The organism is uncultured Subdoligranulum sp. (assembly GCF_937890665.1).
In genome coordinates, this window is the sequence record NZ_CALADU010000039.1 from 1 (window position 1) to 18,020 (window position 18,020).

Here is an 18,020-nt window from a genome sequence, read left to right on the forward strand (position 1 = left end):
GGTCCAGTGTCCACGACGTGCAGGTTCAAGTCCTGTTAGCCGCACCACATGAAAATCCGCGTAACTACTGGAAAATCCTTTAGTTACGCGGTTTTCTTTATGCTTTTATATGTTTTAATCTGTTCAAATGTGTTTCAAAATATATCGTCAAACTATCGTCAAACAGGCTCTTTTATCGTCAAATTATCGTCACCCAATAACAGCACGGGCGGCGGCTTCTGCTGCGCTGGTCAACTGGCGTTGCCATGCCTGATTTCGGGGGGACCATCTAAAGCCGTTGGCCTTCAGCTTTGCGCGGGTTTCCTCGTCCGGCTTTTCATCGAACAGAATTTGCAAGCGGTTCAATTCCGTATTGCGGACGATCTGCCCTCCTTCAAAATCCGTCGGCGCTGCGCTGCGGTTCCGCTGCGCCTCGTAAGCGTCTAGCCGGTCTTGATAGCGCTTTATGGTGGCATTGCTGTTTTGCAGTTCGTAGGACGGGAACGGCTGGCGGTACAGCTCCAACGGGGTGCCGCGTCCTACTGCAAAGACGCCGGGGCGGGTCAACCACGCTTTTTCCTTGTCGGTCAATCCGGGGCACCCTTCAAGTGTTCCGAGCTTCCTGTACCATGCGTTTGCATCCTTCATTCTCTTGTGGTTGGCTTTTGCATCGTCAACCCGCTGTTGCAGCATTTCACGGGCGTGGGGATCTGCAAAGTCAATCGGGCCGGTGCCGATGCTTTCAATCTTGTGCAAGATTCCTTGTACATTCTGGTATTCCTGCTGCAAGGTGTCCCGGCGGGCGTTTTGCTTGCGCTTTTTGTTTACTGGAAAGTTACTGCCTCCGGAAATGAGGATGGAAGGGCAGGACGCTTCGTTGCGGTAGTAGGCGTTATAATACTCTGCCAGCTTCTTTGCGTAGCGGTCGAGCAGGTAGTCCAGCTTTTCATGGTAGAAGGGGCTGATGGTGGCTTTCTTCCGCTCCACCAGTGCAGCGGCCTTGTCAACCTCGGCGCGGTATTCTGCGGTTGCGCTACCGGCTTTGTAGTCGCTGAAACTGTTGAGTTCTTGTGCGGTGCGGGCAATGCTTTCGTTGATGGTGTAATACATGGTAGATACCTTCCTTTTTGTTGTGTGGCCTATCGGCTGGGGCTGGGCTGCTTTAGGGTGCAGCCCTGCGAGAGTGTCCCTTAATCCATTTGGCAATAGTCGATTGCCTCATATCCCATAGCTTTCAGCGCTGCGGTGACTGCTTCGGCGTTGCGGCTCCGGGCGTTCGCTTGTGCGTGGGTAATGGGGGGAAACACAAAATGTTTTTGACCAAACAGGATCCAGTCGCTGCAAAAAGTGCCGGCCTCCTTTGCTGCTTGCTCAACCTTCCGGGCGTTCCACCGGGGAAGATAAAGAGCGGCGCTATCAAAATTACAGGTGCCGCCGTCCTCCGGGTCTGCTGCTTCGGCTTCGATTCCAGCCGCAAGTGCCTTGCGCAAATCGTCCCGCAGCTTGGCATATCTTCCGGTAAGATTTTCAACGTCCGGCGGGTACGCCTTTCGGAAGGTATCAAAAGCCGCAAGTGCAACCTCTTTGCTGTTGGTGGTCTTGCTGTCGATCTCTTCCCCATCAGATGACCGAAAAATCATGGTTTCAAATTTTCCGGGGTAGATCTCTGCGGCGTCAAGGATAACGCGCCGGCCCTGATAGGTGTATTCCTCGTGTTTAATGCTTGCCATCGTGGTGACCTCCTTAGTGGGCGTAAACCATTGCAAAATAGGAAAGCGGGCAACTCGTACAGATAGAGCGGTTTGCACCTTCCTGCTTTCCCATTTGATAGCAGGCGCGGCCACAATATCCGCAAATTTCCGGAATTCTGACGGCGTTTTCGGGGCGTCGATCCTCAAATTTTTGCTGAATTTCGGGAGTAATAATAGGGAACATATAAAGGCCTCCTTTTTTGGTGTCCCATGAGCGCCCACCTTTTCGGGTGGCTGGGCTTGCACCAGCGGCGGCGTATGCCGTCGGCCTTGCGGGTTAAGATGCAATATGTGCAGCCTTGCGGGCTTTCCGTTCTGCTGCCAGTTTGGCGTTGTATGCTTTAATCTCTTCTGGGGTTTTAACGTGAACCGGCTGGATCTTCTCCACCTGATCGGCGCTGAACAGATAGGCAAGGGTTCTAAACTGCTTGTCGGCTTCCTGCTGCTCAACGGTGGCGGGCGTTCCGTCTGCGTTCAGCATTCCGGGAACTTCTACCACTTCGCCGGTCTTCTTTCCGGGCCGGAACTTCCAGAGCAAAACGGAAAGAACGGCTTTCTCTCCGCGCTTTACCTGATAGCCTGCGGATTTCCACGCTTTGTAGGTGTGAAGCGGCAAGCAAGCGCCAGTTTTGAGGATTGCGGCGGCTTCTTCTTTGGTGTAGAGGCCAGCGGCAACAGCGGAACGAGTAATGATCTCGGTATTAGTCATGGTAGTTTCTCCTTTTAATTTTTAAATTCTTCGGGTTCCTGTGCTTCAAACTGGGATTTGACTTTTTCATTCGGTAGGATTTTCGGAAGGGTAACGGACTTCAAAGCTAATGTATTTCTCTTTCATGGTGTTTGCCTCCGTGTCTCTGTTTGCTTTCGTTGTCTGCATTATCGCATGATTCATGTCAACTGTCAAGAATGTTTCATGCGATCTGTAGGATTGCACAAAAAACATGATTCATGCTTGTGCATTTTTTGGCATGACACATGCAAGCAAAGCATGGTATACTTACTGTGAGGAGGTGCAAGCCGTGGACATGAAAAAGAAGTATGAAACAAACAACCGGTATTTGTCCAAATTCAAGACTATATCTGTGAGAGTTCCGCTTGATAAGTGGGACGGGCTGCAATCTGCTGCCGATCAGGCGGGGAAAAGCCCAAGCGGGTATATTTTGGAGGCTGTTCTGGAAAAGATGGACAAAACAACCACAAAATAGGGCTTTTTTCTTGACAACTAAGCAACAAAATGATATAATTAGTATAGTCAAAAATGTAAAAAGAAGCGCCACGGCGGGAAAAACCGGGCGCAACAAAAAGATAAGCGGCACTTGCTGGGATAACCCAGTGGGTGCCGTTTTTGTGTTTGGGGGTGGAGCTGGTGAGCAATCAGAAGAAATTAACCAACGCTGAAAAGGGAGTACAGGCGGCCATTGAGAAAGCACAGGCCGGGGAACTCATCAGCAGAGAGGGAAAGAGGATAAACCCCAAGAGTTTGGAAAACCTGCGGCCGAAGTCCATCGGGGATCAACCGGCAGAGAAAAAGCAGGAAATCCAGTCGAAGGGCGGAACCGTAACCAGCGAAAAGAAAGCAAAGCGCCGCACTATTCAGGAGATTTGCCAAGCTGTACTTGCCATGAATCTGCCGGAAACTGTAAGCCTCACAGACGAAGACGCAACGCGGCTTGTGGAACAGATACAAGAGCAGACCGGAAAGCGGGTATCTGTATACGACGCTATAGTCTGTGCACAAACCGCCGCAGCGATGCAGGGAAACACCAAAGCCGCCGAGTATATCCGGGATTCAGCAGGGGACAAACCGGGCGAAAATGTACGTCTTGACGCTGATATTATGACCGAAGGGGACCGCAAGTTGCTTGCAAAACTGGGCGCTGTTATGGGCATTGACGCCGAGTAAACAGCACAAAAGTACATGATTCCGTACAATCTTTGCAGATAAATTCCCAAACACAAGAAAAGCAACGATGCATCGAGAAACGTTATTTCGCAAAATAGTTATTTAGCGAAATAGGATGTTGCTGCTGGTGGTAAAAGCCGGACCCCCGGGGGTATATTTTTCTGCCGGCGTTTCCGGTGCAGGGTGGGGGTATACCCTCCCCCCTATGCAGGGTAGCCCGGGGTTGCGAACGAGCGGGCCGGGTACACGATATATCCTTTCCCCCAAGTTATCCCAGAAATAATTTCGTCTACGAAACCCGTATTCGTCTACGAAGATTTTCGTCAACGAAGTGGTTCGTCTACGAATATTCGTCTACGAAAGGTTGGTGGTTTACCATAAAGCAGTTTGTTAAGACTATGGATTGGATTGCCGACCTTTTGATTACTGCGTTTGGCGTTATCGCGTGTGCGGTGCTTTTTGTTGTTTGCTTGGTTGTTTCAATGCTTCCCGTTTTGATTCCTTGCGCCACGGTTGCTTTTGTGGTTATCAAAGTGTTAGGGTGAAACGATATGGTGTTAACTATTTTGGTTGACTTTTTGTTTTTCTTTTTGTCTGCTTCTGTAATTTCCGCAATTTTTATGGAATCAATATTAGATACGGTCGTTGTATGCTTACCGGTTCTTTTTCTGGATGTTTACTCTGACTTATTTGATAAAAAAATTCCATTTTACATTTGGGCGCTGGTTGCCGTTGTTTACAATTTTATTTTGCTGGCTTTAGGGATTTGACAAATGACAAGCACAGAATGGAACAAGAGCCGGGACGCAATCACGATACGTCCAGAAAAGAAGATCGGGGAAGAAATCCGTGCTGCCGCAAAGGCTGACGGCGTAAGTGTGCAAGCGTACATTCTGAAAGCCGTACAGTACCAGATGAAAACCAAGGGCTGCTACAAGGTGGCATATCCTAGGGACATTGTAGACCAGCTTGCAAAGAGCGTAAAAATGAAACCTAGTGAGTTCTTGCGGCAGCTATCCCCCCTACAAGGGAACGTTGGCGCAAAAACGACAGGTTCCCTAAAGAAAAAATAATTTTTGGAGGTAAATGTACAATGACCAATGAACAGATCAACCAGTTTATGGGCGACATTATGGGCTGCTTTTCGTGCGTGAACGAAAAAGACGCTTGGAAAGTACGTCTTTCCCGCGAATATGAAGATACGAAGATCCGGTATGAAAGACTTCATGCCGCCAACGTAAACCGAAAGGCAAACGACAACACTCGTCCTTGTGAAGCGCCTTCTTACGATGTGAAGGAAGCAAATCTTCTTGACCGGCAGGAAAAAGTCATGCGCGATTATCTGGACATTCTGGAAATGCGGATGGCTCTTGCCAACATTCCTTTTTGACATTCACTCGTGCAATAAACGCACGCCTCCTTTCAGGGACATGGAACCAGCGTGCCAGCGTCGTCCCGTATATGGTTCCGCTGCCGGCTGAGATGCCGGCCTTAGATGCCAGCTTTTTCTGCATGAGGGAAAAGCGGTAGCCCGGTGTGCGGGAGAGATTCACCAAACAAAGACGCCGACGCTCCGTCCTTGCGACCCGGGCTTGATTTTAAGATAAAGGGGTGATTGGTTATGTTCTATTACATAGTTCTGCCTGCGCCCCTTATCTCCGCGTTTGTGCTGCCGGTAACGCCTCTCGGTAGAACTGCGCGGGAATACATAAATATGATCCTGCAACACCGTTTTACCACTGGTTTTAAGTAGTAAAATACGCAGTATGAGGCGCATGATTGTGCGATAAACGACTGACGGAGTGGTGGAACAGACACCGGGCGGCAACGCGGCGAAGAACCAAACACCGCGGCTTTTATATGCGCTGGTAGCTCAGGTTGGTTAGAGCGCAGCATGAAAATGCTGGACAACATTAAGATAGACATTTCTTGAGGCGGTGCACAGCCGATAGATAATGCCGCGGTGGTTCGGGTCCACCCCAGCGCTCCATGCGGTAGTATGAAACCCGCCGATATGGGTGTAAGAATCCGCTTAACACATGAAGGCTGGTATGTGCGCAATACTGGCAGGGAGGGAACGGGGTTATTACGGTGTTGTGGCTGAATGGTGAAAGCATCGGTCTCTAAAACCGACAGTCTCTAAGCGCCCTTTAAGCGTTAGAGGTTTGCGGGTTCGACCCCCGCCAACACCGCCATGGAGGTGAGGTACACGGATCTGATTTAGAGCCTTCGGAAAAAGGAACAAGAAAAGTGCCGGGATGATCCTGTGTACTTTGTGGAGAATTACGGCCACATAGAAGACCACGACGCGGAAGAGCTGATACAGCCTTTTACGTTATGGGACGGGCAAAGAATGGCTTTGCGCGTGTTTGCGTCAGAACGGCGCGTTGTTGTTCTGAAAGCGCGGCAGCTTGGTTTTACATGGCTTGCGCTGCACGAGGGCGCACGGTTGATTGCTCTTATTTCTGGCCGTACCGTTGTTGGTTTGAGCCGAAGCGAGGAAGAAGCCAAAGAACTGGTGCGGCGCATGGGCGTAATTCTGCGAAACATGCCGGAACTTATATCGGAATCTCCACCCCCTGTTGGATGGAGCGGGCCTTGGTTTGAGGCAACAACGCTTAAAATCACTGTACACTGGCCTGATGGCCCCGACAGCGTGTTTCAGGCGTTTCCTTCTGCTCCTTCTGCCGCTCGTTCGTTTACTGCTGACTTGATCATCATTGACGAATGGGCGTTTCAGGCATATGCGGATGAAATTTGGCAATCTGCGTTCCCGGTTATCAACCGTCCGTTTGGCGGTCGCGTGATTGGTCTTTCCACTATCAAACTTGGGACTACCTTTGAGGAAATCTATACAAACCCCGGAAATGGATTCTACAAGCTGTTTTTGCCATGGAATACCGACCCGCGCCGTGACGCTGCTTGGTACGCTGCAACGGTCGCCAGCATGGGAGAAGCAAAGGCAAGGCAGGAATACCCGGCTACTGAAGAAGAGGCACTGGAAGCGCCGGCAGGTCGGTTTTTCGGCGAATTAGGAGACCAGCATCGGTCTGAAATTGGCCCAGGGAGCAATGTTCGGGTGTATTGCTCTATTGACTATGGTCTGGATATGTTAAGCGCCATTTGGGTGGCTATTGACGAAACGGATCATTGTGTGGCATACCACGAAATCAACGAAAGCAACTTGAATATCCCGGTGGCATGTGAACGGATTTTGAAAGAAAACATTCCCGTTGACATGTATCTTGGGCCGTCTGACTTGTGGAGCAGAGGCAGCGAAAGCGGAAAGTGTCGTGCAGACCTATTCCGTGACAACGGTGTTAACTTGGTTAAGGTTTCCCGTGATTTTGCTGCCGGATGCGCAGCCATGAAGGGATGGTTGAGCAATGACCCCAAAACGGGAACGCCTTACATGCAGTTTTGGAACGTTCCGGAATTGTGGCGTTGCTTGTACAAAATCCAAGTTGATGAAAAAGACGCCAATATCTATTCAAAAACTCCGCACAGTCTGACACACGCGCCAGATGCTTTGCGGTATTTTTGCACATGGTGGACAAACCCGGCAAAACCTACCGTGAAGAAAAACTCGAAAAAATGGACGCCAGACATGTGGGAAGATTACCGAAACGCAAGCAAAGAGGGAAAACGCTATTTGCGCGAAAAATGGGGAGATCCCGCATGATTGATTTTTACATTCAATTCCAAGCCCCGTACAAAATTTGCAGTAAATACGGCGGTAAAGTCGTAAATCATATACTGTTTATGGAGGGGATTTTATGAGATGCCCAAGTTGCGGCATTGAGTGCAGAGTAAAAGCAACAGACATTACGCTGCGCTTTTTTTGCCGAAACAAGCAATGCCCGCAATACAACCAAGAAGTGGGCACCAAAGAAGTGAAAAAGTCTGAATAAGGCTTTTTATAGCTGGCAAGCGTTGTATGCAAGGAGAACCCAATGGATGAAGAAATGAGCGGCGTTGTACAGCAGGAAGAAGCCGCGCCTGCAACCGACTTGGACAACATTGCAACCGATGATGCCCAAGAAACACCCGCTGAACAGGAAGAAGCAAATCAGGAGCAGCCTGCTGCAGAGGAAGCCCCTGCCGAACAGGAGCCTGAACAGCCTGAAATTCCCAACGACGTATGGAAAACGGCCAGACTTCGCGCACAAGAAGAAGCGGCCCGACGCTATGACCGGGAAGTTGCCAAACGGTGCGCCGGAAAAACCAATCCGATCACCGGTAAACCTATCACCACCATGAAGGAATACTGGGATGCATTGGATGCGCAAGCGGAAGTGCGCCGCAGAGCTGCTATTGAGCAGGCAACCAAAAACGTGAGTGCCGATCAGGCGGCGGCAATCCGGGAAATTATTGAGAATGACCCGGAAAAGGCCCGCATGAAAGAACAGCTTGATGAAATTACCCGCCAAACGATTGAGTGGCGAGCAACAGAAGAAATGAACCGGGACATTCAGGAACTTTCCAAAATTGATCCCAGTATCAAGTCGGCTGATGATTTGAGCCGGCTGGAAAGTTTTGACCAGATTGTTTCTCTTTGCCAGCGAGGTCTTTCTTTGGTGGATGCGTACAAGATCACGCATTATGATTCTGCGGTTTCTGCATCGGAACGCAGCGGACGGCAGGCAGCCATCAATGCTGCGCGAGGGAAAAGCCATCTTTCTGCACACGGTGGGAATCCCACGCCGAAAAATCAGAAGGCAATTCCTGAAAACTGGATTTCCAGACTGAAAGAGCAGTTCCCTGACAAAAACATGGAACAGCTTACCAAACTGTACAACGAAACACTGTAAGGAGAAATAAAAATGGCAGTTATCTTTTAGAAGAGCGCCGCTGTTGCAGACGATTTCTGGAACGAATGGGCGCAGATGATCCGCATGAATATGGTGGACGCGGACAACGAAAAAAACAACGACGACGCCTTGGTGAAGGCACTGTTCAACGTGAAGAAGTCCAAGCGGTTTGGCGAAAAGACCGCCGGCCTCAGCTCTTTCAGCTCCTTCAAGTATGTGGAGGAAGGCGGAAAAGCCGTAGAAGACAACCTTCAGGAAGTCAACGCAAAGCTGATCGAGCACAGCCCGTTCATGAAGTCCTTTACCTGCACCGCAGAAATGCGCGAAGACAACAACTTTGACCCGATGGTTCAGGCATCCAAGGCATACGTACGTGCGTACAAGCGCAGCCGTGCAGAGTTTGCGTCCGCAGCTCTTACCGCAGAGGGAACTACGTTTACCTACAACGGCAAGGCTGACTTTGACCGAACTACCGGCGACGGCAAGGCATTGTTTGCACAGGATCACCCCGGAATTTCCGGCGTTGCAACCCAGTCCAACGTGTTTACTGACAAGTTTGGCGACGATGATGCAATGCTTAACCGGTTGGCCAATATTGGATTCAATTTCATGAACGCCAGCGGAAACCGAATGGGCTATACCTTTGACACTCTGATTGTCCCGGGCAACGCCTACCGTTTGATTACGCTTGGCAAGAAGATCATCAACAGCGATCAGCAGGTCGGCAGCGACTTCAACGATGTGAACGTCAACAAAGGCATGTGGAAGCTGGTTGTTGATCACCATTGGCAGGTTCCCGAAGGAAAAGAGCCGTACATCATCATGAGTTCTCAGGCCAACAAAGATCTGAACGGTTCGCTTTTCTATGACCGTATTCCGCTTACCATGAAGCAGGATGTGGACGTATACACTCACAACCTGATTTCTTCTGGCCGCTGCCGTTTCAGCGCTGGTTTTGGCGATTGGCGTCATGTGATTATGGGCGGCGCAACCACCGGAACCACTTTGGTTGGTGCATAATATGGCCCCGGCAGGTCTTAAAGTTGGAGATACGTTTGTTGACGGTGGAAGCACGTATCAAGTGGACAAAGTATATCCGAATGGAAATTACAGTTCACACATGGTGTTTCCAAAGAAAAAGCAAACGAGAACCAAAACGGCGGTAAAATAACTGCCCGCCCCTCGAAAGAGGGGCATATATCACAGAAACGGGCGCATGAACCCGTGGAGGTGTAATTTTGAAAAAGCAGAATGATCGTCTTGCTTATTGGCAGACAAAATTAGAGGATGCGAAAATCAAGTATGCTTCTATGCTTGAAAAGATCGAGAATAGAGAGCGTCTTTATTTTGGCGACAAAGATATACGCGGAAAAAATGGAAAGGCGGCAAAAAAAGCGTCCAATGTTCGGAATATTGTGTATGAGCTGATTGAAAGTCAGGTTGATACAAGCATTCCGCAGCCGCGTGTTACGGCTTTGCATCCTGAAGATAAAGACCTTGCTCGGCAAGCAGAGGAACTTTTGCGAAACGAAGCCCGCCGTCTTGGGTTTCTTGCAATGAACGACCAAAGCGAAAGAACAGTTCCTGTTCAGGGCGGAGATATTTACCATATTGAGTGGGATCCGACTGGTGGTTACCATTGCACGCTTGGGGATATTACCGTAACAGAACGGCATCCGCGCCAAGTCATTCCCCAGCCCGGAATTTACGACGTAGATAACATGCGTTATATCTTTGTTTTGATGGCACAAGACAAAGAAGATTTGCAGGAAAAATACGGAATTACCATTGAAGATGATACCGAAGATACCCCTGAAATTCGCGGCGATGCCGAAACAAGCATTACTGGCCTTGTAACGCAAAACGTTGTTTACTATCGAAAAAACGGCGTAGTGGGTATGTTCTCTTGGGTAGGGAATCAGGTTTTGGAAGATTTGCCGGACTACTATGCACGTAGAGAAACGATCTGCAAAAAATGTGGCCGCGAAAAACAAGGTGACGTTTGCGTATGCGGAAGCAAGCAGTTTGAAGAACGTTCCGTTGATATGCAGGAATTGCCTCATAGCATTACGGTTGGCAATGAAGTTTTGCCGACTATGCAATACGGGCCGGATCAACCTATTCAAAATCCTGATGGAAGCATTCAAAAAGACAATTCTACCGGTGAAGTAATTATGATGCCGGGGGAATTGCAGCCGACTTTGATTCCGGTGTATAAGCCGACAGGATTTCCCATTGTGCTGCGCAGAAACATTACTATGGAAGGAAGATTCCTTGGCGTTAGTGATGTAGATGTTATTGAAGACCAACAGGAAAGCGTAAAGAAGTTTGGCACCAAAATCGAAGAAAAACTCTTGAAGGGCGGCAGTTATGTAACCATGCCCGAAGGAGTTGCTATTGAAACTACCGACGAAGAACTAAAAGTGATTCGTTTGCGCAATGCAAATGATAAAGCACTTATGGATGTTCTGAACGTGCAGCCAAACACAAGCTATGATATGCAGCAGTTGGAAACAAACTACAACTGGGCAAAAAGTACGCTTGGCATTACGGATGCTTTCCAAGGGAAATACGATTCTTCTGCTACATCTGGATCCGCAAAACAGTTCAGCGCAAACCAGTCTGCTGGACGTATGCAATCCAAACGGGAAATGAAGAACGAGGCTTATGCCCGCCTTTACAAGAAAATGTTCCAGTTTCTTCTTGCTTACAGCGACGAAGAATACCCGATTGTTGATAAAGACATTCAAGGAAATGAAACATTTAGCCATTTTAACCGGTTTGCATTTTTAAAACGGGATGCTGCCGGTCAACTGTATTGGAATGATGAATTTCTGTTTGAGGTGGATCCTTCCAGCAATTTGGCAAGCAACCGGGAACGCCTGTGGGATATGGTAGATGTAAAGTATCAATCCGGAGGCTTTGGGCCTATCAATGATTTGAACAGCGCCTACTTGATGTGGACGCTTCTCAAAGAGACAAACTTCCCGCAAGCAGGAATGATTCAGGCAGCCATAAAAGAAAGAATAGACGAACAAAAAGCGGCTCTCGGGGGTGAAGCAAATGACGTGGGGACAAGTCAAATTGACAACGCTTCAGAAAATGTTTTCGGCTGATGGTACTACCATCGATGAAAACGACGACAGCATCAAAGAGTATATTTACTCCATGCCTGCTGCCGCGAATGAGGCCATCCGCATGTTGGTTACGTCAGGTGTTCATCTGAAAAACAGCAACACGGTTTCCAAGCAGGAAAGCACGCCGCTTGTTGTCGATCTTACGGCTGAAAACTCTGATTTTTGGAGAATGAAAGAGCCGGAAGTTTATCAAATGCAAGATGGCGATATACAACCGTATTATGGGTGCACCTTGTATGGAAATCGGTATTTGCGATTCCCTGAAAATGCAACCGGTGAATTTGAGTATTGGTATGATTCTATGCCTGCTGAAATTACGCAAGAAACTTCTGACGATACGGTTATTTCTATTGCGCCGGAAGCTGCCGTTTTGATTCCCTTGTACATGGCATCCGAACTGTACAAGGACGATGATCTTTCTACTGCAACGTATTACAGAAACGAATTTGAAGCCGGACTTGCGCTTTTGGTAAATCCTGTTTCAGGTTCAAACAAATTTACCAGCACAACGGGATGGTGGTAATATGGCCTCTTTTGCAATTCCTTCTCAAACGCCAAGAAGTAGTCTTGTAATTGACGAATTTTTTGGCGTTGACTACACATAGGAGCCGGGAAACGTAGACGTGGGAAAAAGCCCCAATGCACCTAACATGATTCGGGATACGCCCGGAAAAGTGAGAAAGTGCATGGGGTATTTTCTCAAAGCGCAGTTTGATGGCACGATCAACGGATTTCACACAAGGAAGCAAGATACTTTTGGTATTATTCATGCCGGAACAAAATTGTATAAAATGCCGGAAGAGAAAGAAGCCGAGCCGGAAGTGTTGTACGATGGCATGAATGACGCAAGAAGTTCTAGCTGGCAATTTGAAGATTCGTTGTATATCATTGACGGCAAGCAGCTTCTTGTTTACGATGGCGAAACCGTAAAAAGTGTTGAGGGAAGAATCCCTACACTTACTATTGCAAAAGATCCCAATGGCGGCGGAACGGACTATGACGCCTTAAACCTTATTCAGCCCAAGTTTACTGAACTTTTTGCAGGAAATGGAACTGCAAAAGATTACCATATGTCTTTTAGCGGGTTGGACGAAACGGAAGTCACCGCCAAGATTATGAACAGTAATGGAGACTGGGAAGACAAAAAAGAAGGAACTGATTTTACCGTAAATCGTGAAACTGGTGTTATCACTTTTAAAACGGCCCCCGGAAACAGCCCATTAGAAGGAGAAGACAATGTCAGCATTACCGCAGCACGAACGGTAGAAGGATATGCCGATAAAATAAACAAATGTACCATTGGTACTCTGTTTGGCGTCAATGGTGCAGCGGATCGCCTTTTTTTGAGCGGGAATCCCGACTTCGTAAACTATGATTGGTATTCCGGCCAAAACGACCCAACCTATTTCCCTGATACGGGGTATAGCGTCTTGGGAACGCCTAAAAGCGCGATCATGGGCTACTCCATTATCAACAACTACCTTGCAACGCATAAAGACGAAAACGAAACCGACAGAAACGTCATTGTAAGATCCGGCGACTTGGTAGACAGTGAACCGGCGTTTCCTATCAAAAACACCATGCAAGGCCCCGGTGCTATTGCAAAAAACAGCTTTGCGTATCTTGGAACTGAACCTGTTTTTCTTACTCGGTCAGGGATTTACGCTATTACTCCTTCAGATATTTCAGGAGAGCGATACAGTCAGGATAGAAGCTACTTTATCAACGGGGCGCTTTTGCAAGAAGAAAACCTAGAAAATGCCTGCTGCGTGACGTTTCAAGACATGTATTGGCTTTGCGTAAATGGCAAAGCATACATTTTGGATAGCATGCAAAATTTGGGCACTACTAGAAACGAACCGTATTCAAACCGTCAATATGCTTGCTTTTACCGCACAAACATTCCGGCTCATGTTATGTGGACAAAGAACAACCGGCTATATTTTGGAGACAAAAACGGCCGTGTTTTAGAGTTTTACAATGATCCCAATGACATTGAAAGCTACAATGATTGCGGGGAAGCAATTCATGCAATTTGGGAAACGCCTGACTTTACCGGAAACAAGTTTTATAAAAACAAAACATCCCGGCATTTGGCGTTGCAGCTTACGCCTTCCGCGTCTACCAGCGTTTCGATTTATGCACAAAAGCGTGGGATTTGGTCTTTTGTAAAAAAAGACGATAAGAGAGTACGGTATTTTAGCTACGATCAGCTTACGTATTCAAAATTTACGTATTCTAACGATACAACTTCTAAAACTTTGCAAACAAAAATCAGGCTTCGCCGTCTTGATAAAGCACGTTTCCGCATTGAAAACGGAGAAGTAAATGAGCCGTTTGGATTGATGCGAATTGCGATTGAGTTTGTCGAGGGCGGAAACTACCGGGGGTAAAAACATGGCATTTGAAAAAATCACGGACGAAATGCTGGAAGGGAAAGGCAATATTGGAAAGCCTAATACCCCCGGCGTAAGTACACAAGAAATGCAGAGAATTATGGACGAAATCCCTAGGGAAGTTATTGTTCCTGCATTTAACGAGTTTTTGGACGCTCTTTAGAGTGATACCGCAGCGCAAAGTATTGGAACCCAAATTCCTGATGGCCTTTCTTCTGAAATCCCGCACTTTTTGCAGGACGTTTTGTCGGCCATCGTTGAGTATGTGAATGGCCACAAAAACAATAAAGAAAACCCTCACCAAGTAACCGCGGCACAAACTGGCGCATATACAAAAGAAGAAACCAATCAAGCCATCAATGAGAAAATTGTTGATCTTGGCGGCGGCGATATGCAGCAAGCTGTGTATGACCCTACTGGTAAGAGAAAAGACATTTTCGCTGCTATTGAAGCCATGGGAAATTTGCTTTTAAGCAAAGCAACTTACGACCCTCAAAACAAGTCTCAAGACATTTTTGCGTACTCTTCTCATGTTTACATGGCTACCTTCCTTGTGGACGGATGGACTGGAGATGGCCCGTACACGCAGACAGTCGCCGTGGAAAAGTACAACGACGGTCCGGACATTACGGCTGACAGCGTTATGCTTCCCGGAATGGGAATTGACGATACGATTCAAGGTGACGCGCAAGATACATTGCTTGAAGCGGCAAACATCGTTGATAAAGGCACGAAAACGTTTGGCGCAAACACGATTACTTGCGTTGTGCAGGAAAAGCCGGAGGCTGACGCAGAGGTGTTTTTTAGCGTAATGAAGGGGGGCGTTTGATATGGGTTTTTCCAGTGTGGGAGGCCGGAAAAGCAAGGTTATTGATATTAAGAACCCTGAAGTATATTACGATACGGAATCAGATCCGTACACGATTTACGACTTAAAAGCCAAAATTCCAGATATTTATAGCAAGCTCACGCTAGAAAATTTTTCTATCGTGAGCATAGATTACGAAACACTTTCCAATGTTTCAATTCGTATCAACCTTGCATCATACGATGCAAAAACTGGTAGGCTTAAAGTAAATAGATCATATAGAAAGGAAAACAACGAAAGTCGAATGTATTTTAATTCGATTACGTTTCGTGTAGTATATTAAAGCGGGGAGGTTGTATTTTCTTGGCTATTTATGACGAGCTTCCAAAAGAACCCATTGAAAATCCTGACCTTGAAGCCGGTTATGTGTATGAAGGAAGCATTGTCACCGGCTACACCGATGGCTACTACGAGGTTATGGAAAAGACTGTGACAGAAAAGCGCCCAAAAGGATTACGACATTGGGTCGATCCTAAGCCCATTTTTGAGCCGTGCCAGTGGTATCATCGATGGACGGAAGAAGAGCTGGAACAACAGAAGCAAGATGGAGAAACAGAAAAGCGCATTGCGGCGCTGGAAAAAGAACTGGCCAATCAAGGCGAGGAACTCAAAGCCGCAAAAATTCTGTTGGGGGTGGAGTAAATGACGCTTGTTGAACTTGCGCTTCAGTTGCGCCCAATTATTGAGCAGGCTGTATAGTCTGCTCTTGATGATCAAACTGCATTGCAAAGCATTCCATTATTTCCTGCATGGAAAGCTGGAGCAGAAGTAAAAAAAGGAGAACGATACCAGTATAACGGCGTTTTGTACAAAGTTGTACAGGGGCATACAACTTAGGCTGAATGGACGCCAGACAAAACGCCTGCATTATTTGTGGTTGTTTCTTTAGAAGAATGGCCGGAATTTGTACAACCTTCTAACTCTGAAGATGCGTACAATACAGGAGACAAAATTACATACAACGGAGAAAAATACATCTGCAAAATGGACGGATGTGTTTGGGCACCTGATGCTTACCCGGATGCGTGGGAAAAGCAGTAATTTTACTGCATAAAAGAGGGTGATTCCGTTGCACTACTAATTTTTCTTTTCCGCTATTTTTTCAAAAAAGAAACGAGGTACATACTATGAATGTTCAGCACAAAACTTCTAGCGGCGTTGCAAAAGCCGGTTTGGCTACTGGTATTGTTGGCGCTACTCTTGGCGCGTTGAACGCTATGGGCGGCGGGATCAATTTGCTTTAGGGCATGGCCGGCGCTACTGCGTGTATGCCTTGCGGCGACGAGCGGTTTATCAATCGGTATGAACTTGGTCAGGAATCCAAGATTGCCCAGCTTGAAACCCAGATTGCTTTGCGTGACGCAAACATCTACAACGACCAGAAACAGATCGAGATGTACAAGTACGTTGACGCTAAGTTCTCTGCCATTGAGCAGCAGTTGGGCGCTCAGGCCGTTCAGAATCAGGCAACTTCCGATTCCTTCCAGTTGGTCAACGAGCGCATGAGCTGCCTGTGCGACAAGATCAGCGACGAGCGGCAGGCCCGCCAGTGCGCTGACAACACGCTGGTGAACTACATGAACGCCACGTTCTACACCAAACAGGTTGCTGACGTGACGGTAGGATCTACCACCACCGCGCAGTCCACCTACAATCCGCTGCCGGCGCAGACTTGCAACTGCAACCCCTGCCGCTGACTTTTCCGAGGGGGAGAGGTCTCCCCCTCGGTTCTTTTTTTGAGGTAATGTATGGCCACGATTGAACAAGTAAAAAACGGAATATCCCGCTATTTAGACCAAGAATTGATGCCTAATCTTTCTGATGAAAAGCCAATTCTTTTTGCTGTTGGCGCTTTTTCTGCGCTTCTTTTAAACAATGTTGATAAGGCCATTTTGAAATACGGCGAAAGTCCTGTTGTAAAAATGACCGGCATCATTGACGATAATCAAAACATTGATGTTGATGCTTTGGCAGAAGTGGCAAAACAATCCATGAAAAAGTACGCTTTTTCTTTGGACGACTTTTTGGTTGGAAAGTTTTCTTTTCTTCGCGGGCATGTAAACACCATTGATTTTACGCCGGAAGACATTGACACATTGAAACGGTATATCAAAGGAGAATAACCATGCGTGATATGTTTTTCAAAAAGATGGAATCCTCTTTTCCTGAAGAGATGCAGGACGCCCGCAAATATTTTGAAATGGCAAAGCAGGCGGATGAAGCAGGGGAAGAAGATCTGGCAGAGGGATTTATGGAAATGGCCCATGACGAATATACTCATGCCCAGTTTATCTACAATGAGATGGTGGAAGAACATCATCCCATTGGCGATGCCCACAAAAAAATGTGGGAAGAGTTGGATGCCATGATGGGGAATTTGTTTTAAGGACGATTTCCTAGAGAAAGTGAAAAAGGTGTTTCTTGCGGTTTTAAGTTTCTTGTAAAGCGGTGAAAAAATGAACACAATAGTTTTAAGCGGGTACAACGCTAAAGTTTCCGGCGCATCGTCCCTAAGTCTTGGTACGTGGGATAGCTACGGAATTGAGCAGATTCAAATTCAAAAAGATGCCGAATGGGATAATCTTACCATCACGGCCACTTTTATTACGCCGGGTCATAAAATTCGAGTTGTTGTCCCTGAAAGCGGAATTATTGATGTTCCTCCTGAAGCAACAAAACAACCGCTTACAAAAGCACAGCCCGGAAAAATTGTCTTTTCTGGTGTAGCCAAAAACCTACAAAGAATTACAACGGATGTAATTTTTACGGTTTTAGATCACTCTGAGATTTAGGGTGATTCTTCTTCTCCTACACAAAGCGAATGGTCTCAGCTCGTTAATGAGTATCAGTCTCGGCTTGATAAAGCAGTGCCGCCACAGGGTACTGCTGGATATGTGCTTACAAAAACCGAAGATGGAAACAAATGGACACAGCCGGAAAAAGGCGGCGGAGGATATGTTATCGGTTCTGGTTTAAAATTGGATCCAGATAACAACACTATTTCGGTAAATACCGCCGACGCCGTGGAACAGGACAATACTCTCCCGGTTACTTCGGCGGCTGTGTTTACCACGGTGGGCAACATCGATGCCCTGCTGGCTACGATCTAAGGGGGTTTTTATGAGCATTCAAACCGAAATCACCCGCATCCAGTCCGCCCGCAACACCCTGCGGG

General features: G+C 47.4%; 27 protein-coding genes and 1 tRNA gene. 24 read left to right on the forward strand and 4 right to left on the reverse strand.

Annotated elements, in window-relative coordinates; genetic code table 11:
• Nucleotides 1-189: 189 nt before the first annotated feature.
• From Q0526_RS02175 to Q0526_RS02190, 4 genes are all read right to left on the reverse strand, one after another.
• Nucleotides 190-1,089 (reverse strand): hypothetical protein, encoded by a 900-nt coding sequence (locus tag Q0526_RS02175; RefSeq protein ID WP_298730412.1) that lies wholly within the window; start codon nucleotides 1,087-1,089, stop codon nucleotides 190-192.
• Nucleotides 1,090-1,169: 80 nt separating this feature from the next.
• Nucleotides 1,170-1,709, reverse strand: a complete 540-nt coding sequence (locus tag Q0526_RS02180) for a hypothetical protein (RefSeq protein WP_298730413.1) — start codon at nucleotides 1,707-1,709, stop codon at nucleotides 1,170-1,172.
• A 13-nt stretch (nucleotides 1,710-1,722) separates the two neighbouring features.
• Entirely contained in the window at nucleotides 1,723-1,914 is a 192-nt protein-coding gene (locus Q0526_RS02185; protein ID WP_298730415.1) for a hypothetical protein, read from the reverse strand.
• Between the two features lie 93 nt (nucleotides 1,915-2,007).
• Nucleotides 2,008-2,439: an ArdC-like ssDNA-binding domain-containing protein gene (locus Q0526_RS02190; protein WP_298730417.1), complete on the reverse strand. Its 432-nt coding sequence runs from the start codon at nucleotides 2,437-2,439 to the stop codon at nucleotides 2,008-2,010.
• A 310-nt stretch (nucleotides 2,440-2,749) separates the two neighbouring features.
• Between Q0526_RS02190 and Q0526_RS02195 the strand changes: the two genes are divergently transcribed.
• From Q0526_RS02195 to Q0526_RS02300, 24 genes are all read left to right on the forward strand, one after another.
• Nucleotides 2,750-2,935, forward strand: coding sequence for a hypothetical protein (locus tag Q0526_RS02195; protein ID WP_298730419.1), 186 nt, complete (start codon nucleotides 2,750-2,752; stop codon nucleotides 2,933-2,935).
• A gap of 161 nt (nucleotides 2,936-3,096) precedes the next feature.
• Nucleotides 3,097-3,633: a hypothetical protein gene (locus tag Q0526_RS02200; protein WP_298730421.1), complete on the forward strand. Its 537-nt coding sequence runs from the start codon at nucleotides 3,097-3,099 to the stop codon at nucleotides 3,631-3,633.
• Nucleotides 3,634-4,031: 398 nt separating this feature from the next.
• The gene (locus tag Q0526_RS02205) at nucleotides 4,032-4,178 is read left to right on the forward strand and encodes a hypothetical protein (protein ID WP_298730422.1); all 147 of its coding nucleotides are present in this window, start codon (nucleotides 4,032-4,034) and stop codon (nucleotides 4,176-4,178) included.
• Between the two features lie 6 nt (nucleotides 4,179-4,184).
• The gene (locus tag Q0526_RS02210; protein WP_298730424.1) at nucleotides 4,185-4,403 is read left to right on the forward strand and encodes a hypothetical protein; all 219 of its coding nucleotides are present in this window, start codon (nucleotides 4,185-4,187) and stop codon (nucleotides 4,401-4,403) included.
• Nucleotides 4,404-4,406: 3 nt separating this feature from the next.
• A complete protein-coding gene (locus Q0526_RS02215; protein ID WP_298730426.1) occupies nucleotides 4,407-4,706 on the forward strand; it encodes a hypothetical protein in 300 nt (99 codons plus the stop codon).
• 20 nt (nucleotides 4,707-4,726) lie between these two features.
• Complete coding sequence (locus Q0526_RS02220; RefSeq protein WP_298730428.1) at nucleotides 4,727-5,023, forward strand: hypothetical protein; 297 nt, start codon at nucleotides 4,727-4,729, stop codon at nucleotides 5,021-5,023.
• Nucleotides 5,024-5,495: 472 nt separating this feature from the next.
• Nucleotides 5,496-5,623 (forward strand) — tRNA-OTHER (locus tag Q0526_RS02225).
• Between the two features lie 276 nt (nucleotides 5,624-5,899).
• Nucleotides 5,900-7,315 (forward strand): hypothetical protein, encoded by a 1,416-nt coding sequence (locus Q0526_RS02230; protein ID WP_298730430.1) that lies wholly within the window; start codon nucleotides 5,900-5,902, stop codon nucleotides 7,313-7,315.
• 271 nt (nucleotides 7,316-7,586) lie between these two features.
• Nucleotides 7,587-8,444, forward strand: coding sequence for a hypothetical protein (locus Q0526_RS02235; RefSeq protein WP_298730432.1), 858 nt, complete (start codon nucleotides 7,587-7,589; stop codon nucleotides 8,442-8,444).
• 75 nt (nucleotides 8,445-8,519) lie between these two features.
• Nucleotides 8,520-9,464, forward strand: coding sequence for a hypothetical protein (locus Q0526_RS02240; RefSeq protein ID WP_298730434.1), 945 nt, complete (start codon nucleotides 8,520-8,522; stop codon nucleotides 9,462-9,464).
• A 218-nt stretch (nucleotides 9,465-9,682) separates the two neighbouring features.
• A complete protein-coding gene (locus Q0526_RS02245) occupies nucleotides 9,683-11,560 on the forward strand; it encodes a hypothetical protein (RefSeq protein WP_298730436.1) in 1,878 nt (625 codons plus the stop codon).
• Nucleotides 11,529-12,104, forward strand: coding sequence for a hypothetical protein (locus Q0526_RS02250; RefSeq protein WP_298730438.1), 576 nt, complete (start codon nucleotides 11,529-11,531; stop codon nucleotides 12,102-12,104). The genes Q0526_RS02245 and Q0526_RS02250 overlap by 32 nt, the downstream gene beginning before the upstream one ends.
• Before the next feature lie 100 nt (nucleotides 12,105-12,204).
• Nucleotides 12,205-13,974, forward strand: a complete 1,770-nt coding sequence (locus tag Q0526_RS02255; protein ID WP_298730439.1) for a hypothetical protein — start codon at nucleotides 12,205-12,207, stop codon at nucleotides 13,972-13,974.
• Between the two features lie 4 nt (nucleotides 13,975-13,978).
• Nucleotides 13,979-14,140 (forward strand): hypothetical protein, encoded by a 162-nt coding sequence (locus tag Q0526_RS02260; RefSeq protein WP_298730441.1) that lies wholly within the window; start codon nucleotides 13,979-13,981, stop codon nucleotides 14,138-14,140.
• An 81-nt stretch (nucleotides 14,141-14,221) separates the two neighbouring features.
• On the forward strand, nucleotides 14,222-14,806 hold the full coding sequence (locus tag Q0526_RS02265) for a hypothetical protein (protein WP_298730442.1): 585 nt from the start codon (nucleotides 14,222-14,224) through the stop codon (nucleotides 14,804-14,806).
• Nucleotide 14,807: 1 nt separating this feature from the next.
• A complete protein-coding gene (locus Q0526_RS02270) occupies nucleotides 14,808-15,128 on the forward strand; it encodes a hypothetical protein (protein WP_298730444.1) in 321 nt (106 codons plus the stop codon).
• Nucleotides 15,129-15,148: 20 nt separating this feature from the next.
• The gene (locus tag Q0526_RS02275; RefSeq protein WP_298730446.1) at nucleotides 15,149-15,487 is read left to right on the forward strand and encodes a hypothetical protein; all 339 of its coding nucleotides are present in this window, start codon (nucleotides 15,149-15,151) and stop codon (nucleotides 15,485-15,487) included.
• A gap of 81 nt (nucleotides 15,488-15,568) precedes the next feature.
• Nucleotides 15,569-15,682: a carbohydrate-binding protein gene (locus tag Q0526_RS18740; RefSeq protein ID WP_366522017.1), complete on the forward strand. Its 114-nt coding sequence runs from the start codon at nucleotides 15,569-15,571 to the stop codon at nucleotides 15,680-15,682.
• 36 nt (nucleotides 15,683-15,718) lie between these two features.
• Nucleotides 15,719-15,886 carry a carbohydrate-binding protein gene (locus Q0526_RS18745; protein WP_366522018.1) on the forward strand — a complete coding sequence of 56 codons (168 nt, stop codon included), beginning with the start codon at nucleotides 15,719-15,721 and terminating at the stop codon, nucleotides 15,884-15,886.
• 227 nt (nucleotides 15,887-16,113) lie between these two features.
• Nucleotides 16,114-16,542, forward strand: a complete 429-nt coding sequence (locus Q0526_RS02280; RefSeq protein WP_298730448.1) for a hypothetical protein — start codon at nucleotides 16,114-16,116, stop codon at nucleotides 16,540-16,542.
• Between the two features lie 51 nt (nucleotides 16,543-16,593).
• A complete protein-coding gene (locus tag Q0526_RS02285) occupies nucleotides 16,594-16,968 on the forward strand; it encodes a hypothetical protein (protein WP_298730450.1) in 375 nt (124 codons plus the stop codon).
• Nucleotides 16,969-16,970: 2 nt separating this feature from the next.
• Nucleotides 16,971-17,231, forward strand: a complete 261-nt coding sequence (locus Q0526_RS02290; protein ID WP_298730452.1) for a ferritin family protein — start codon at nucleotides 16,971-16,973, stop codon at nucleotides 17,229-17,231.
• 70 nt (nucleotides 17,232-17,301) lie between these two features.
• Complete coding sequence (locus Q0526_RS02295) at nucleotides 17,302-17,637, forward strand: hypothetical protein (protein ID WP_298730456.1); 336 nt, start codon at nucleotides 17,302-17,304, stop codon at nucleotides 17,635-17,637.
• Nucleotides 17,638-17,739: 102 nt separating this feature from the next.
• A complete protein-coding gene (locus Q0526_RS02300) occupies nucleotides 17,740-17,955 on the forward strand; it encodes a hypothetical protein (protein ID WP_298730458.1) in 216 nt (71 codons plus the stop codon).
• Nucleotides 17,956-18,020: the final 65 nt, after the last annotated feature.

Coding starts and splice junctions, on each gene's coding strand:
- Q0526_RS02240 (WP_298730434.1), top strand. CDS start 8,520: ATGATCCGCATGAATATGGTGGACGCGGACAACGAAAAAAACAACGAC.
- Q0526_RS02205 (WP_298730422.1), top strand. CDS start 4,032: ATGGATTGGATTGCCGACCTTTTGATTACTGCGTTTGGCGTTATCGCG.
- Q0526_RS02280 (WP_298730448.1), top strand. CDS start 16,114: ATGCCTTGCGGCGACGAGCGGTTTATCAATCGGTATGAACTTGGTCAG.
- Q0526_RS02295 (WP_298730456.1), top strand. CDS start 17,302: ATGAACACAATAGTTTTAAGCGGGTACAACGCTAAAGTTTCCGGCGCA.
- Q0526_RS02185 (WP_298730415.1), bottom strand. CDS start 1,914: ATGTTCCCTATTATTACTCCCGAAATTCAGCAAAAATTTGAGGATCGA.
- Q0526_RS02220 (WP_298730428.1), top strand. CDS start 4,727: ATGACCAATGAACAGATCAACCAGTTTATGGGCGACATTATGGGCTGC.
- Q0526_RS02190 (WP_298730417.1), bottom strand. CDS start 2,439: ATGACTAATACCGAGATCATTACTCGTTCCGCTGTTGCCGCTGGCCTC.
- Q0526_RS02285 (WP_298730450.1), top strand. CDS start 16,594: ATGGCCACGATTGAACAAGTAAAAAACGGAATATCCCGCTATTTAGAC.
- Q0526_RS02180 (WP_298730413.1), bottom strand. CDS start 1,709: ATGGCAAGCATTAAACACGAGGAATACACCTATCAGGGCCGGCGCGTT.
- Q0526_RS02210 (WP_298730424.1), top strand. CDS start 4,185: ATGGTGTTAACTATTTTGGTTGACTTTTTGTTTTTCTTTTTGTCTGCT.
- Q0526_RS02235 (WP_298730432.1), top strand. CDS start 7,587: ATGGATGAAGAAATGAGCGGCGTTGTACAGCAGGAAGAAGCCGCGCCT.
- Q0526_RS02175 (WP_298730412.1), bottom strand. CDS start 1,089: ATGTATTACACCATCAACGAAAGCATTGCCCGCACCGCACAAGAACTC.
- Q0526_RS02260 (WP_298730441.1), top strand. CDS start 13,979: ATGGCATTTGAAAAAATCACGGACGAAATGCTGGAAGGGAAAGGCAAT.
- Q0526_RS02215 (WP_298730426.1), top strand. CDS start 4,407: ATGACAAGCACAGAATGGAACAAGAGCCGGGACGCAATCACGATACGT.
- Q0526_RS02290 (WP_298730452.1), top strand. CDS start 16,971: ATGCGTGATATGTTTTTCAAAAAGATGGAATCCTCTTTTCCTGAAGAG.
- Q0526_RS02270 (WP_298730444.1), top strand. CDS start 14,808: ATGGGTTTTTCCAGTGTGGGAGGCCGGAAAAGCAAGGTTATTGATATT.